The sequence below is a fragment of the Conyzicola sp. genome, from assembly GCF_046714715.1.
Taxonomy (GTDB): domain Bacteria; phylum Actinomycetota; class Actinomycetes; order Actinomycetales; family Microbacteriaceae; genus Conyzicola.
This window is the reverse complement of record NZ_JBKKAD010000014.1, coordinates 1-15074: the sequence shown is the minus strand read 5'-3', so window position 1 is coordinate 15074 and position 15074 is coordinate 1. Positions and strand designations below refer to the sequence as shown.

The window sequence follows — 15074 nt, the reverse complement described above, 5'->3', positions numbered from 1 at the left end:
GCACGAACGAGTTCGGAGACGTGCACGCCGGCTCCCCCGTATACCTCAGGCGGATACTCACGTGAAATTAGATCGACTCGCATAGTCAGACGGTAGTACAGCTCCGCTCGCTCGCATACTCTGTAGCCATGGCATCGAAGAAGATCTTTGGAATTGTGCTCGCGGGTGGAGAAGGAAAGCGGCTGATGCCGCTTACCGCGGATCGGGCCAAGCCCGCCGTGCCCTTCGGTGGCGGGTACCGTCTCATCGACTTCGCCCTGAGCAACCTCATCAACTCCGGTCTCACCAAGATCGTGGTCCTCACCCAGTACAAGTCGCACAGCCTCGACCGTCACATCTCTCAGACGTGGCGCCTCAGCGGGCTGCTCGACGCCTACGTGGCATCCGTACCGGCGCAGCAGCGCCTCGGCAAGCGCTGGTTCAGCGGTTCCGCCGACGCGATCCTGCAGAGCCTCAACCTGCTCCGCGACGAGAAGCCCGACATCGTCGTGGTGGTCGGCGCCGACCACGTGTACCGCATGGATTTCAGCCAGATGATCGACGCGCACATCGCGTCCGGCCGTGGACTCACCGTCGCCGCGATCCGCCAGCCGATCAGCCTCGCCGACCAGTTCGGCGTGATCGAGCTCGACAAGGACGACCCGACCAAGATCAACGCGTTCCTCGAGAAGCCGCAGAACGCCGAGGGTCTCGCCGACTCCCCCAACGAGGTTCTCGCCTCGATGGGCAACTACGTCTTCGACGCCGACATCCTCATCGACGCCGTGCTGCGCGACGGCGAACGCAGCGACTCCAACCACGACATGGGCGGCGACATCGTTCCCGACTTCGTGTCGCGCGGGGCCGCCGGCGTCTACGACCTCAACCAGAACGAGGTTCCCGGGTCGACCGATCGCGACCGGTTCTACTGGCGTGACGTCGGTAGCATCGACTCCTTCTTCGAGGCGCACCAGGACCTCATCTCGGCCCTGCCGATCTTCAACCTGTACAACCGCGAGTGGCCGATCTTCAGCCAGCAGCTCAACTCGCCTCCGGCCAAGTTCGTGCGCGACGCCCGCGGCTACCTCGGCACCACGATCGACTCGATCGTGTCGCTCGGTTCGCTGCTTTCGGGCGCGCACATCGAGCGCAGCGTGCTCGGCCCGTGGACGACGGTGGAATCCGGCGCCATGGTGGTCGACTCGATCGTGTTCGAGCGTGCCCGCATCGAGCCGAACGCCGTCGTGCGCCGCGCTATTCTCGACAAAGACGTGGTCATCGGAGCCGGCGCCCACGTGGGTGTCGACGCCGATTCCGACCGGGCGCGCGGGCTGACCGTCACCGACTCGGGCATCACGATCGTCGGCAAGGGCGTACACGTCTCGCCGTAGCCGTCAGCCCGGCCTATCCGGCCAGGGCACGTAGCCCACCCGTTTCACGTTCCAGGAAGGCTACAGCGCGCCCATGGCCCGATTTCTCGTAGTGCTCGACGTCGATTCCACCCTCATCGAGAACGAGGTGATCGAACTGCTCGCGGAGGTCGCGGGCACGCTTCCCCTCGTGGCCGGGATCACGCTCAGCGCGATGAACGGCGAGCTCGACTTCGAGCAGAGCCTGCGCGCCCGGGTGGCCACCCTGGCCGGACTGGCCGAGAGCGTCTTCGCGGAGGTCGCGCCCCGCATCGTTGTGACGGATGGCGTGCCCGAGATGATCGCGGCCGTCCAGGGCGCGGGGGGCAGGGTCGCCGTCGTCTCCGGCGGATTCCACGAGGTGCTCGACCCGGTCGCCGCGCAGCTCGGACTCGACCGCTGGCGAGCGAACCGTCTCGAGATCGTCGACGGCGTGCTGACCGGCGGACTCGTGGGCCCCATCATCGACGCGCGCGCGAAGGCGGACACGCTGCGGGAGTGGGCCGACGAGTTCGACGTGCCGCTCGGCCAGACCATGGCCGTCGGCGACGGGGCCAACGACCTCGAGATGATGGCCATCACCGGCCTGTCCGTCGGCTTCGACGCGAAGGCGCCGGTACGCGACGAGGCGCACGTGCTCATCGACGTGCGCGACATGAGCCTGCTGCTGCCGTTGCTGGGCCTTCGGGGCTAGTTGTGGTGGGGGGCTAGTGGCCCATTCCCAGGCCGCCGTCGACGGGGATGACCGCGCCGGAGATGTAGCCCGCATCGTCGCCCGCGAGCCAGGAGATGACCTTCGCGACCTCCTGCGGTGATGCGAACCGGCCGGCCGGGATCGACTTCTTGTAGTCGGCCTGCACCTCGTCGGACAGCACCGCCGTCATCTCCGTCTCGATGAGGCCGGGGGCGACCACGTTCGCCGTGATGCCGCGCGAGCCGAGCTCGCGGGTCACCGAGCGGGCGAGGCCGATGAGGCCGCTCTTCGAGGCCGAGTAGTTGATCTGGCCCGCGGCCCCGAGCAGTCCGGACACGCTCGAGACCAGGATGATGCGACCGAACCGCGCCTTCATCATGCCCTTGGAGGCGCGCTTGACCACGCGGAACGCGCCCGTGAGATTGGTGTCGATGACGTCGGTGAAGTCCTGCTCGTTCATGCGCACGAGCAGCAGGTCGCGCGTGATGCCGGCGTTGGCGACGACGACCTCGACCGGTCCGTAGGCCGCTTCTACCTCGGTGAACGCGGCGTCGAGGCTCGCGGCGTCCGTGACATCCGCCTTCACCGTCAGGGAACCCTCTGGCCCCTCGCCCGACCGGGCCGTGACGGCCACGCGGTGGCCCTCGGCGACGAATTGTTCCGCGATGGCGAAACCGATTCCGCGGTTGCCTCCCGTGATGAGAACTGTGCGGATGGTCGGTGCGGCAAAAGTCATGCGCACCAGCTTACTGTCAGCCGGAAAAGACTTAAGCTTGAGGGTGTGGGGGCCTTCCGGCCCCCTGAGAGCCCAGGACATGAAGACCCAGCAGTCGATCACTTCGCTTCCGGCGTCGCCAGCAGACGACCGTCGCAAGCGCATGATCCAGTACACGGTGGCGATGAGCATCCGTCTCGTCTGCGTGATCCTGCTCTTCTTCGTGCAGGGCTGGTGGCTTCTGGTCGTCGGACTCGGCGCCGTCGTGCTGCCCTACATCGCCGTCGTGCTGGCGAACAACGTACACGGCGGAACTCCGGGCGACGTCGAGCGGCCCGGGGCGATCGTGCCCGTGCGCGACCCCCGCGGCCCGAGCCCGTACGGACCGGACCACGACGCGTGATCGGCGGCTCGACCGACGAACTGCGCTGCTCCCGATCCGGCTGCCGCAGCGAGGCGGTCTGGAACGTGAACTGGCGCAACCCGCGCATCCACCCGATCGACCGGGTCAAGGTCTGGCTCGCGTGTGACGAGCACAGCGAGTATCTGCGCGACTACCTGGACACACGCGGGTTCCCGGTGGCCGTGACGCCGCTCGGCGTGGCCGTCGAACGTGTCGGAGACGCGTCGTGAGGGGCTGGGGCTTCGCCTTCACCTGGCACTGGGCCCGGTACCTGGCCCTCGCGGTCGTCTTCGCGATCGTCTGCGTCGGGTTGTGCCTCTGGCAGCTCGATCGTCGCGACACCGCGCTCGAAGAACTGGCCCGCATCGACAACAACTACTCTGCCGAGCCCGTACCGCTCGCCGAGGCGCTGCCCGAGCTGGATTCGTTCGACCTGAGCGACAAGTGGACGCCCGTGACGATGACGGGAACCTACCTCTCGGACGACGAACTGCTCGTGCGCAACCGGCCGTACAACAGCGGCCCGGGCTTCGAGGTGCTCACCCCCCTGCTGCTCGCCGACGGCAGCGTCTTCATCGTCGACCGTGGCGGGTTGCCGACGGGCCGCGAGCAGGATGCGCCCGACGTGATTCCGGCCGCACCCACCGGCGAGGTCACGGTCACCGCCCGGCTGAAGCCCGGGGAGCCCACGCTTCCCGGCCGTTCGGCGCCGGCCGGCCAGATCGCCACGATCCAGCTGGACGAGATCGCGGGCATGCTCGACCGCCCGGTCTACACCGGGGCGTACGGCCTCATGGTGAACGAGAATCCCGCACCCGCCGACCGTCCGCTCGCCGCCACCAAGCCGGCGCGCGACGAGGGGCCGCACCTGTCCTACGCGTTCCAATGGCTCGTGTTCGCGCTGTTCGGATTCTTCGGCCTCGGCTACGGATTGCGCCAGGAGTACCGGCGCATCAACGAGGACGACCCCGACGAGATGGTGCGCGCCGAGGCACGACGCGTCAAGGACGCCGCGCGCACGCGCACCGACGCCGAGATCGAAGACGAGCTGATCGACTCGGGCCGTTAGATTGCTGGTTGAGTAGGTCGCGCAGCGACCGTGTCGAAACCCAGAGGGGATTTCGATACAGGCCGCAGACGGCCTTACTCAATCAGCGAAGCAGCCTAGGCCAGAGTGATCAGGTCGAGGTAGTCGGCGTTCCAGTGGTCTTCCACGCCGTCGGGCAGGATGAGAACCCGCTCGGGGTTGAGCGCCTCGACGGCGCCCTCGTCGTGGCTGACCAGCACGACGGCACCCGAGTAGTTCGCGAGCGCGTCGAGGATCTCGAAGCGGCTCGCGGGGTCGAGGTTGTTAGTGGGCTCGTCGAGCAGCAGCACGTTCGCGCCCGAGACCACGATCATCGCCAGCGCGAGGCGGGTCTTCTCCCCACCGGAGAGCACGCCCGCGAGCTTGTGGCCGTCGTCGCCGGTGAACAGGAACGAGCCGAGAACGCGGCGCGCCTCCATCTCGGTGATGCTCGGTGACGACGACACCATGTTCTGCAGCACGGTGCGCTTGACGTCGATGGTCTCGTGCTCCTGGGCGTAGTAGCCCACGCGGAGGCCGTGGCCCGGCTCGATCTGCCCCGTGTCGGGTTTGTCGACGCCCGCGAGCATCCGAAGCAGCGTGGTCTTTCCCGCACCGTTCAATCCGAGTATGACCACTTTTGAGCCGCGGTCGATCGCGAGGTCGACCGAGGTGAAGATCTCGAGCGAGCCGTAGCTCTTGCTCAGGTTCGACGCCATCAGGGGCGTCTTGCCGCAGGGCGCGGGTTCGGGGAAGCGCAGCTTGGCCACGCGCTCCACGGTGCGCACCTCGTCGAGGCCGGCGAGCAGCTTCTCGGCGCGGGCCACCATCTGGTGGGCCGACGCCGCCTTCGACGCTTTGGCGCCGAACTTCGCGGCCTGCGTCTGCAGCACCGACGCCTTTTTCTCGGCGTTGGCGCGCTCCTTCTTGCGGCGCTCCTCGTCGGAGGCGCGCTGCTTGAGGTAGTTCTTCCAGCCCATGTTGTAGACGTCGATGACCTGGCGGTTGCCGTCGAGGTAGAAGACCTTGTTGACGGTCTCTTCGACGAGCGCAATATCGTGGGTGATCACGATCAGACCGCCCTGGAAACTCTTGAGGTAGTCGCGCAGCCAGACGACGGAGTCGGCGTCGAGGTGGTTGGTCGGTTCGTCGAGCAGCATCGTGTCGGCACCCGAGAACAGGATGCGGGCGAGCTCGATGCGGCGGCGCTGACCACCCGACAGCGTGGAGAGCGGCTGGTCGAGAATGCGGTCGGGAAGACTGAGATTGCTCGCGATCGACGCGGCCTCGGCCTCCGCCGCATAGCCGCCGAGGGCCGTGAAGCGTTCCTCGAGGTTGCCGTACTTCTTCATGGCGGCGGCGCTGACGGCGGCGTCGGGGCTGGCCATATCGGTCATCGTCTTGTTCATGCCGATGAGCAGGGTGCCCAGGCCGCGAGCATCGAGGATGCGCGTGCGAGCGAGGTCTTCGGGATTTCCCGACCGCGGGTCCTGCGGCAGGTAGCCGATCTCCCCGGACCGGTCGATGCGGCCGCCCGAGGGCTGCAGTTCGCCGGCGAGCGTCTTCGTGAGCGTGGTCTTGCCCGCTCCGTTGCGCCCGACGAGGCCGATCTTGTCGCCCTTGTCAACGCGGAAGTTGACCTCATCCATGAGCACTCTTGCGCCCACTCGTAATTCGAGATCATGCACGGCAAGCACAGGCAAAGTCCAATTGTTTAGGCGTGTTTCGACAACACAGAAGTAAGGGGTGAGACCGATAGTCTACTTGAGCGGACAGCAAAGCTTTCTGCCCATGCACTGTGTGCGGCCTCGCCGCACGCGACACCCTAGGAGCGTTCATGACGACACTGACCCTGGCCGCCGGCCGCCCGACTCTCGCTGACCGTCTGTTCAGCCGCAGCCTCGCCACCGACGCCGTGCTCATCGCCGCGGGCGCCGGGCTCACCGCTCTCGCCGCGCAGGTCGTCGTTCCGCTCTACCCCGTGCCGATCACCGGCCAGACCGCGGCCGTGCTCATCGTCGCCGGAGCGCTCGGCGCCACCCGTGGCGCGCTCGCCATGGCGCTCTACGCCGTGCTCGGCCTGTTCCTGCCGGTATACAGCGAAGGCGCACAGGGAATCAGCGTCATCCTCGGCCCGACCGGCGGCTACATCGTCGGCTTCATCTTCGCCGCCGCGCTCACCGGCTACCTCGCCGAGCGCGAGTGGGACCACAAGATCTTCGGCGGCATCGCCGCGTTCCTCGCCGGAACCGTGGTCACCTTCGTCTTCGGTATGACCTGGCTCTCGATCGCTCTCGGCCTCACCCTCGAGCAGACGCTGCAGGGCGGGCTGTACCCGTTCATCATCGGCGGAATCGTCAAGGCGGTCTTCGCGGCAGCGGTCATGCGCCTCACCTGGTTGGCCGTGCACCGTTCCGACGACCGCAGGGCGAACGACGCCGCGTAGCGGATCGGCGGGTATCGTGGAACCGGGCTTCCCCCGAGGATCTCTATGCTTCGTGCCGCGAGCTCTATCCCGAGCCACCTAAGGATCAGCCGTGGCACAGACCGCCGTGCCCCGCCGCAGCCCGTGGCGCATCGACCCCAAGGGCGTAATCGCGATCATCGTCGCCGGGGCGCTGGTCATCGCGGCGGGAGGCTCGTACCTGTGGAACACCGTGTTGTCTGACCTGCCGCTGTCCTCGGGCACCAGCAACCCGCTCGGCAGCGGACAGTTCTACGTCAACCCCGACTCCGCCGCCGTTCGGGCGGCCGCCGACCCCACCCTGAGCGCGGCCGACGCCGCCGACATCCTCGCCCTGTCGACGACGCCGCAGGCGATCTGGTTGGTTCCCGAAGCGCACCCCACGGCATCGATCGGCTCGTACGTGTCGGAGATCGTCGCAGCCGAGACCGCCTCCGACACGATCGCGACCTTCGTGGTCTACGGGATCCCCGAGCGCGACTGCGGCAACTTCTCCGCCGGCGGGCTGACCGCCGCCGAATACCCGCTCTGGCTCGACGCCGTCGCCGCGGGCATCGGCGACACCACCACCGCGGTTGTTCTCGAACCCGACTCGCTGTCGCTCGCCGAGGAGTGCGGCAACACCGACTCGCGGGTCGCGACCACCCATGACGCGATCACCCGGTTCGAGGCGACCGCCGCCGTGATCTACCTCGATGGCGGCCACTCGAACTGGCACCCGGTCGAGCAGACCGCCGCGCTGCTCGCGCGGGCCGGGGTCGACCGTGTGCGGGGATTCGCCACCAACGTCTCCAACTACAACACCACTGACGACGAGGTCGCCTACGCCGAACGCTTGAGCGCGCTCACGGGCGACGCGCACTATGTCGTCGACACGGGCCGCAACGGCAACGGATCGAACGGCGAGTGGTGCAACCCCGCCGGAAGCGCGCTCGGAAGCCCGCCGGCGGCCTTCGCCGAGGGCCACCTCGACGCCGAACTGTGGATCAAGACGCCCGGCGAAAGCGACGGCGAGTGCAACGGCGGACCGGGCGCGGGCGAATGGTGGAACGCGGGAGCCCTCGCCCTCGTTCGCAACTAGCGACGCGGTCACGAGCGGAAATCCGAAGGCCCGGATCTGAGCTGCTGTTGCAGACCACGCCGACGTGGGCGGAGTGTGCGAAGCAGACGGCGACCGACGTGCTCACGATCGCACCCTAGGTTTCGCTCGGATCTCTAGACGTCCTGGTTCAGACCGGCCGCGGCCGACCGGGCGAGATCGGCAAAGTCGTATCCGGCGTCGGCGGTGGTCGCTACCCCGAAGGCGGCCAGGGCGCGCACTCCCTCGATCTCGTCGATGGGGTTCTCGGCGATGGCCGTCATCACCCGTTCCGCAACGTCACGAGGCTCGCCCACTGCTGGCGAGGGTGTGATCACGGCGAACCGTCGCGGGCTGAGCCGGCCGACGATCGAGGCGGTCGGCACGTTGTCCCTGGTGAACCAGCCGACGGTCTGGATGGCGCGTTCTCCGTATTCCGACCCGAGCGCGATATTCATCTGGTCGAGGTTCTCGACCTCGAAGATCGCGAGGGTGAGCGAATCGTCGGCGCGGTGGGCGCGACGCAACCAGTCCTGCGCCTGCTGTTCGAAGAGCGTGCGCGAGGCGACGCCCGCAATCGTGGAGCGGTCGGATGTCTTCTCCCGCGCGTAGTCGGGGATGCGTTCGCTCTGCAGAACCGAGAACGAGATAGACGCGACGGTGAGGAATCCGATGTTCAGAAGGGTCGTGTTCACGGTACCGAAATAGCTGAGGAACGCGACGCTCGATTCGCCCGCGACGAAATAGACGACAGTGCGGGCCAGGTAGTAGGCCGAGATAGCCAGGAAGACCACGGAGAGAATGCGCGCGTAGACGCGGCGGCGTAGCTGTCCGCGCATCGTCTCGACGGCGGTCGCGGCCGTGAAGCCCGCGATGGCGATGTACATCACCGGTGCCCCGGCCCACTCGCCACCCTCTGGTCCGTGAATGACGACCGCCGCGAAGACGATCGTTGCCACGATCATCGCCACGAGCAGCAACGGGCGCGCGGCGTTGTACGCCCGGCTCCCCGCCCACATGGCGCCCATCGCGAAAACGAGCGCGGCGTTTCCGATGCCGGTGATCCACCACAGCTCGGGGCTGTATCCCCACGCGGCATAGGCGATGGTCGCGAGCATGCCGGAGATGAAGCCCAGTCCCCAGAGGCGGGCCACCTCGTCGTCGCGCCGGAAGATCGAACTGATGACGAAGGATGTACCGGCGGCAGTGACGACGAGGCCGCTGGCGTAGAGCACTGTCAGTGTGTCGAGGTTCATGCGGTTTCCTGGGTCGTGGCGGGCAGGATCAGCGAGAAGGAGCTTCCGACACCGACCTCGCTCGTCACCGAGAGGCTGCCGCCGTGCAGTTTGGCGATGTCGCGGCTGATGCCCAGCCCGAGGCCGGTGCCGACGACGTCGGAACGGCGGGCAGAGCCGGCGCGAAAGAACCGGTCGAAGAGGTGCACCTGATCGGCCTCGGAGACCCCGACGCCGGTGTCGGTGACGTCGACGCGCACCGAGTCGTCGGAGAAGCCGACGGCGACCGTGATCGATCCCCCGGTGCGGTTGTATTTGACCGCGTTGCTGAGCAGGTTGTCGATGACCTGCCTGATGCGGAACGGGTCGGCGTTCGTGATGGCCGGTCGGTCGATGTCTGTCACTACCGTGAGTTCGCGCTGGCCGGCTGCGAGCTGCGACGACTCGACCGCCTGGCGGGCGAGCTCCGCGATATCGCACGACGAGATCTCGAGCGTGAGCGAACCGTCCTTGTCGCTCGCGGTCTGGAGGAGGTCGGTGACGAGGCCGAGCATCCGTTCGGAGTTGCGCGCGGCGATGTCGAGCATCCGCCGGGTCTCGCTGGTGAGCTCGGGAGCATCGACGGCGAGCTCGAGAAACCCGATGATCGACGTGAGCGGTGTGCGCAGCTCGTGGCTCACCGATGCCGCGAGGTTCTCGCGCGCGCGCACCGCCTCGAGTTCGACGGTCACGTCGCGCACCACGACGACGCCGCCGTCGGCGTGGCCGTCGGAATTCTTCGTCTGGCGGGCGGTCGCCGAGAAGGCGGCGCGTGTCTCGCCCGGTGAACCCACCCAGTAGACGAGGTTCTCGAATTCCTCGCCCGCGAGGGCGCGGGCGTAGGGACGCTCCGAATCCGAATACACGGTCGTGCCGTCCGGCTCGTAGATGACGGGGTGGATGACCGCGGAGTGCGGAGCCCCGAACTCGCGGAGCGACTGCTCATGCGCGTTGTTACGCAGGGTCGCCCGACCGCGGTCGTCGAAAGCGATCACGCCGAACTCCACGGCGTTGAGCACCTCCTTGAGCAGCCGCTCCTGCTTGCGGGCGCGCACGAGCGCAGACTCGACGAGGGCCGCCTGCTGACGCAGGAGCGCGCGCTGGCTCTGGCTGCGACGGCTGGTGGCGTAGGTGGTCGTCGAGATGAAGGCGAAGGTCAGCGGCAACAGAACGAGACCGACGAAGTCGGTGATGCTGATCTGCACTCCACGGAAGGGCCACGCCACCCAGATCGCCAGGGTGGCCAACACCACTCCGCCCACGGCGCCGACGAAACCGTAGTTGCGTGCCAGCCAGATCACGGGGAGCACGAGCAGCAGGCCTGCGCCCAATTGCGGTTGCGCCTCGCGGATGCCGACGATCGCGAGAATGTCGAGCACGGGCAGGACGGCGGCCCACGGCTTGCGGCTCGGCGTCCAGTCGGTGATGAGGGCGACGCCGGTGAGAACGAAGACGAGCAGGAGCGAGACGAAGAACAGGGGTTCCTGGAACGCGTCCGGCTGGATGGCGAACACCACGACGGCGAACAGCAGCATCGCCGCAGAAATGAGCAGCTGGCTGTTGACTATCGACCGGGAGATCCGAGAGGACTGGACCGAATCTTGAGGAGTACTAGAACGGTCCATAAAGAGAGACTACTTCACTCCGCGCGGGTGGCCCGTGACGCCGCCGGATGTCACATTGCGAAGCCGAGCGCCCTCATCATGTCGCGACCGTCGTCGGTGATCTTCTCGGGACCCCACGGCGGCATCCATACCCAATTGATGCGGAAGGCGTCGACCACTCCGTCGAGTGCCTGAGCGGTCTGCTCCTCGAGCACATCGGTCAACGGACAACCGGCGCTCGTCAGCGTCATGCTGATGATGAGCGCGTTGTTCTCGTCGTCCCAGGTGAGGTCGTAGATCAGTCCGAGGTCGACGATGTTGACCCCGAGCTCGGGATCCATGACGTCTTTCAGTGCCTCTTCGACCTGGTCGAAGAGCACGGGAGCGAGTGCGGTGGCCATGGTTCTACGCTACGCCGGTCGCGGAGACATAGCGATCGTAGCCCTCGTCTTCGAGACGGTCGGCGAGCTCGGGGCCGCCCTCTTCCGCGACGCGGCCATCGACGAACACGTGCACGAAGTCCGGCTTGATGTACCGCAGGATGCGCGTGTAGTGCGTGATGAGCAGCAGTCCGAGACCGGTGTTGTCCTTCGCGCGGTTGACGCCCTCGGAGACGACCTTGAGCGCGTCGACGTCGAGGCCCGAGTCGGTCTCGTCGAGGATGGCGAACTTCGGCTTGAGCAGTTCGAGCTGGAGGATCTCGTGGCGCTTCTTCTCTCCGCCCGAGAAGCCCTCGTTGACGTTGCGCTCGGCGAAGGCCTTGTCCATGCGCAGGTCGCTCATCGCGCCCTTGACCTCTTTGAGCCACGGGCGCAGCGCGGGCGCTTCGCCGTCGATCGCGGTCTTCGCGGTGCGCAGGAAGTTCGAGACGGTGACGCCCGGGATCTCGACCGGGTACTGCATGGCCAGGAAGAGACCGGCTCGCGCGCGCTCGTCGACGCTCATCGTGAGCACCTCGACGCCGTCGAGGGTGACCGAGCCTCCCTCGACGTGATACTTCGGGTGACCGGCGATCGTGTACGCGAGGGTGGACTTGCCGGAGCCATTCGGGCCCATGATGGCGTGGATCTCGCCCTCGGCGATCGACAGGTCGACGCCCTTGAGGATTTCCTTGGTGCCCTGCTCGGTCTCGACGCTGACGCGGAGATCTTTTACTTCAAGTACTGACATGTTGTGGTCCTAAACGGCGACGGAGTCGCTGGTGGCGATCGGGGTGGGGTCGATGAAAACATCGTCATCGACAATGGAGACCGTGTACACGGGAACCGGCTCGTAGGCCGGAAGGGTGAGGGGCTTGCCCGACGTGAGGTCGAATTTCGAGCCGTGGGCCCAGCACTCGAGCGTGTCGTCTTCGACGAATCCCTCGGCCAGCGAGATGTCGCCGTGCGTGCAGGTATCGCCGAGCGCGTGCACGGCTCCGGCCGAATCCATCACGACCGCGATGGGCTTGCCGTCGACCACGACGCGCAGGGCGGTGCTCGGGGACAGGTCGGCCTTGCTGCATACCTTGGTGGGTTCGGCCATTACTCCGCTCCCCCGACGATCTTGCTCGAACTGCGGTTCAGTTCTTCGTCGATGGAGATCTGCAGGCGCTGCTCGAGTTCGGGCTTGCCGATCTTCTGGATGATCTCGGTGAGGAACCCCAGCACGACGAGGCGACGCGCTTCGTGCTCGGTGATTCCGCGGGCCTGGAGGTAGAAGAGCTGCTCGTCGTCGAAACGTCCCGTCGCACTGGCGTGCCCGGCACCGAGGATGTCGCCGGTCTCGATTTCGAGGTTCGGGATTGAATCGGCTCGGGTGCCCTCGCTCAGCACGAGGTTGCGGTTCTGTTCGTACGAATCGGTGCCCGCGGCAGCCGGCCCGATCAGCACGTCGCCGACCCAGACGGTGTGGGCACCGGCGCCCTGCAGCGCGCCCTTGTAGTTGACGCGACCCTTGGTGTTGGCGCCCTCGTGGTGCATGTACACGCGCTGTTCGAGGTGCTGGCCGGCGTCGGCGAAGTAGAGGCCGGAGAGTTCGCCGTCTGCTCCCTCGCCCGAGAGGGCGACCGACGGGTTCACGCGAACGACCTTGCCGCCGAGCGACACGACGACGTGACGGAACGTGGCGTCGCGGCCGACCGTCGCGAAGTGCGTGGCGAGGTGGATGGCGTCGTCCGCCCACTCCTGCACCGAGACGACCGCCAGCTGCGCGCCGTCTTCGACGACGATCTCGATGTTCTCGACGAGGTGCGCCTGCGAGGTGTTGAGCAGGATGACACGGCCGCGGCTGTTCTTCGTGGCGGTGATCACGGTGTGGGCGCCGCGCGCGGCGTCGCCGAGCATCGAGCGCGAGATCGTGATCTCGGAGGTCTCTTCGCCGGTGATGGTGATCGCCATCGCCTTCTCGAACGAGTTCCACGCGTTGGCGGACGACTTCTCTTCCGCCTGTCCCACGGCGCCGATGCGCGCGTCGGTGCGGTCGATCCACTCGACATCCGCACCGTCGGTCTCGGTGACGAGGAACGGGTACGGCGAGCCGTCCAGTTCACCGTCGATCAGGGGCCGGAGCAGGTCGACGGGAGTGAGCTTCCACTCGGCCTCGCGGCCGTTCACGTCGGGGTGCTCGCTCGGAACGTTCGACTTGAAACGGTCGGAACGCGTCTGAACGGGAACGAAGGCGCCCTCGGGGGCATCCCAGCCTCCGTCGCTGTGCGCTTTCGCTCCGTGCTGCTGGGTTGACTCGGGTGTAACGACTGACATTTAGCCGACGCTGCCTTCCATGCTCATCTCGATGAGCTTGTTGAGTTCGAGGGCGTATTCCATGGGCAGCTCGCGGGCGATGGGCTCGATGAAGCCGCGCACGATCATCGCCATGGCCTCGTCTTCGGGCATTCCGCGCGACTGCAGGTAGAAGAGCTGCTCGGCGCTGACACGCGAGACGGTGGCCTCGTGACCGAGCTGCACGTCGTCGACCCGGATGTCGATGGCCGGGTAGGTGTCGGACCGGGAGATCGTGTCGACCAGGAGGGCGTCGCAACGCACGGTGTTCGCCGAGTGGTGAGCCGCGGCATCCACGCGCACTTCTCCGCGGTATCCCGCGCGTCCGCCGCCTCGGGCGATCGACTTCGAGACGATCGACGACGTCGTGTACGGCGCCATGTGGATCATCTTGGCGCCCGCGTCCTGGTGCTGGCCGGGGCCCGCGAAAGCGACCGAGAGCGTCTCGCCCTTGGCGTGCTCGCCCATCAGGTAGATCGACGGGTACTTCATCGTGACCTTGGAACCGATGTTTCCGTCGATCCACTCCATGGTGGCGCCCTCGTGGGCGACCGCACGCTTGGTGACGAGGTTGTAGACGTTGTTCGACCAGTTCTGGATCGTCGTGTACCGAACGCGGGCGTTCTTCTTCACGATGATCTCGACGACGGCCGAGTGCAGCGAGTCGCTCTTGTAGATCGGGGCCGTGCAGCCCTCGATGTAGTGAACGTAGGAACCCTCGTCGGCGATGATCAGCGTGCGCTCGAACTGGCCCATGTTCTCGGTGTTGATGCGGAAGTAGGCCTGCAGCGGGATCTCGACGTGGACGCCCTTCGGCACGTAGACGAACGATCCACCCGACCAGACGGCGGTGTTGAGCGCCGCGAACTTGTTGTCGCCGGGCGGGATGACCGTGCCGAAGTACTCCTCGAAGAACTCGGGGTGCTCGCGCAGCGCGGTGTCGGTGTCCATGAAGATGACGCCCTGGGCCTCGAGCTCGGCGTTGATGGTGTGGTAAACCACCTCCGACTCGTACTGTGCGGCGACACCGGAGACCAGGCGCTTGCGCTCGGCCTCGGGAATACCGAGCTTCTCGTAGGTGTCCTTGATGTCGTCGGGGAGGTCTTCCCACGACTGCGCCTGCTTCTCGGTGGAGCGGACGAAGTACTAGATGTTGTCGAAGTCGATGCCGGACAGATCGGCACCCCACGTCGGCATCGGCTTCATGCCGAAGAGTTTGAGCCCCTTGAGCCGGAGCTTGAGCATCCACTCCGCTTCGTTCTTCAAGTTCGAGATGTCGGTGACGACTTCCTCGTTGATTCCACGGCGAGCGGATGCACCGGCAGCGTCGGAATCCGACCAGCCGAACTCGTACTGTCCGAGACTGTTGAGTTCCGGGCGATCGATCAGCACGTCAGTCATAGTTACCTCTTTCCTACCGGCAGCAACCAAGGTGGGTGCAGCGGTATTCCGTCACGCAGCTTTTTACCGGGAAATATCTGTGCGCATACGTTCTTGCTTCGTCGCGGCGAGCGGGTGTGATTGGTGCACCTACGGCTTGCTTAGACTTGAACCCGGACTGCGACGCCTGACGCTGTGAATCGGTCAGGGACGCAAGTCTCCATCGACTCCCCGGCACGGGCTGTGTTC

At 66.4% G+C, this 15074-nt stretch carries 15 protein-coding genes and 1 pseudogene; 7 read left to right on the top strand and 9 right to left on the bottom strand.

The genetic code is table 11. The features are described 5' to 3' along the window. Positions 1 to 128: 128 nt before the first annotated feature. Both ACLQ6X_RS01390 and serB read left to right on the top strand, forming a co-directional pair. Complete coding sequence (locus tag ACLQ6X_RS01390; RefSeq protein ID WP_411698370.1) at positions 129 to 1370, top strand: glucose-1-phosphate adenylyltransferase; 1242 nt, start codon at positions 129 to 131, stop codon at positions 1368 to 1370. Positions 1371 to 1443: 73 nt separating this feature from the next. Next, positions 1444 to 2082: a phosphoserine phosphatase SerB gene (gene serB / locus ACLQ6X_RS01385; protein WP_411698369.1), complete on the top strand. Its 639-nt coding sequence runs from the start codon at positions 1444 to 1446 to the stop codon at positions 2080 to 2082. Positions 2083 to 2095: 13 nt separating this feature from the next. Here serB and fabG read toward each other — a convergent pair whose 3' ends face one another. After that, positions 2096 to 2818, bottom strand: a complete 723-nt coding sequence (fabG, locus tag ACLQ6X_RS01380; RefSeq protein WP_411698368.1) for a 3-oxoacyl-ACP reductase FabG — start codon at positions 2816 to 2818, stop codon at positions 2096 to 2098. Between the two features lie 79 nt (positions 2819 to 2897). Here fabG and ACLQ6X_RS01375 point away from each other — a divergent pair, with 79 nt between their 5' ends. The 3 genes from ACLQ6X_RS01375 to ACLQ6X_RS01365 are packed head-to-tail and all read left to right on the top strand — an operon-like array spanning position 2898 to position 4269. Then, entirely contained in the window at positions 2898 to 3200 is a 303-nt protein-coding gene (locus ACLQ6X_RS01375; protein WP_411698367.1) for a DUF3099 domain-containing protein, read from the top strand. Then, on the top strand, positions 3197 to 3430 hold the full coding sequence (locus ACLQ6X_RS01370; RefSeq protein ID WP_411698366.1) for a hypothetical protein: 234 nt from the start codon (positions 3197 to 3199) through the stop codon (positions 3428 to 3430). Before ACLQ6X_RS01375 ends, ACLQ6X_RS01370 begins: the two co-directional genes overlap by 4 nt. Next, positions 3427 to 4269 carry an SURF1 family protein gene (locus ACLQ6X_RS01365; protein WP_411698365.1) on the top strand — a complete coding sequence of 281 codons (843 nt, stop codon included), beginning with the start codon at positions 3427 to 3429 and terminating at the stop codon, positions 4267 to 4269. The genes ACLQ6X_RS01370 and ACLQ6X_RS01365 overlap by 4 nt, the downstream gene beginning before the upstream one ends. A 95-nt stretch (positions 4270 to 4364) precedes the next feature. On the opposite strand, the gene ACLQ6X_RS01360 is transcribed toward ACLQ6X_RS01365, so the two are convergent. Then, complete coding sequence (locus ACLQ6X_RS01360) at positions 4365 to 5963, bottom strand: ABC-F family ATP-binding cassette domain-containing protein (protein ID WP_411698371.1); 1599 nt, start codon at positions 5961 to 5963, stop codon at positions 4365 to 4367. 140 nt (positions 5964 to 6103) lie between these two features. On the opposite strand from ACLQ6X_RS01360, the gene ACLQ6X_RS01355 reads away from it, so the two are divergent. Continuing rightward, entirely contained in the window at positions 6104 to 6712 is a 609-nt protein-coding gene (locus tag ACLQ6X_RS01355) for a biotin transporter BioY (RefSeq protein ID WP_411698364.1), read from the top strand. A 91-nt stretch (positions 6713 to 6803) separates the two neighbouring features. Next, positions 6804 to 7811 carry a glycoside hydrolase family 6 protein gene (locus tag ACLQ6X_RS01350; RefSeq protein WP_411698363.1) on the top strand — a complete coding sequence of 336 codons (1008 nt, stop codon included), beginning with the start codon at positions 6804 to 6806 and terminating at the stop codon, positions 7809 to 7811. Positions 7812 to 7945: 134 nt separating this feature from the next. On the opposite strand, the gene ACLQ6X_RS01345 is transcribed toward ACLQ6X_RS01350, so the two are convergent. The 7 genes and pseudogenes from ACLQ6X_RS01345 to sufB form a co-directional block, all read right to left on the bottom strand. Further along, a complete protein-coding gene (locus ACLQ6X_RS01345; RefSeq protein ID WP_411698362.1) occupies positions 7946 to 9064 on the bottom strand; it encodes a GGDEF domain-containing protein in 1119 nt (372 codons plus the stop codon). After that, positions 9061 to 10707: a sensor histidine kinase gene (locus ACLQ6X_RS01340; RefSeq protein ID WP_411698361.1), complete on the bottom strand. Its 1647-nt coding sequence runs from the start codon at positions 10705 to 10707 to the stop codon at positions 9061 to 9063. Before ACLQ6X_RS01340 ends, ACLQ6X_RS01345 begins: the two co-directional genes overlap by 4 nt. A gap of 50 nt (positions 10708 to 10757) precedes the next feature. After that, a complete protein-coding gene (locus ACLQ6X_RS01335) occupies positions 10758 to 11087 on the bottom strand; it encodes a metal-sulfur cluster assembly factor (RefSeq protein WP_188509392.1) in 330 nt (109 codons plus the stop codon). Between the two features lie 4 nt (positions 11088 to 11091). Further along, the gene (gene sufC, locus ACLQ6X_RS01330; protein WP_411698360.1) at positions 11092 to 11856 is read right to left on the bottom strand and encodes a Fe-S cluster assembly ATPase SufC; all 765 of its coding nucleotides are present in this window, start codon (positions 11854 to 11856) and stop codon (positions 11092 to 11094) included. Positions 11857 to 11865: 9 nt separating this feature from the next. Beyond that, positions 11866 to 12210 carry a non-heme iron oxygenase ferredoxin subunit gene (locus ACLQ6X_RS01325; RefSeq protein ID WP_411698359.1) on the bottom strand — a complete coding sequence of 115 codons (345 nt, stop codon included), beginning with the start codon at positions 12208 to 12210 and terminating at the stop codon, positions 11866 to 11868. Then, positions 12210 to 13427, bottom strand: a complete 1218-nt coding sequence (gene sufD, locus ACLQ6X_RS01320) for a Fe-S cluster assembly protein SufD (RefSeq protein ID WP_411698358.1) — start codon at positions 13425 to 13427, stop codon at positions 12210 to 12212. The genes ACLQ6X_RS01325 and sufD overlap by 1 nt, the downstream gene beginning before the upstream one ends. Then, a pseudogene (gene sufB, locus ACLQ6X_RS01315) lies at positions 13428 to 14846 on the bottom strand (Fe-S cluster assembly protein SufB). Positions 14847 to 15074: the final 228 nt, after the last annotated feature.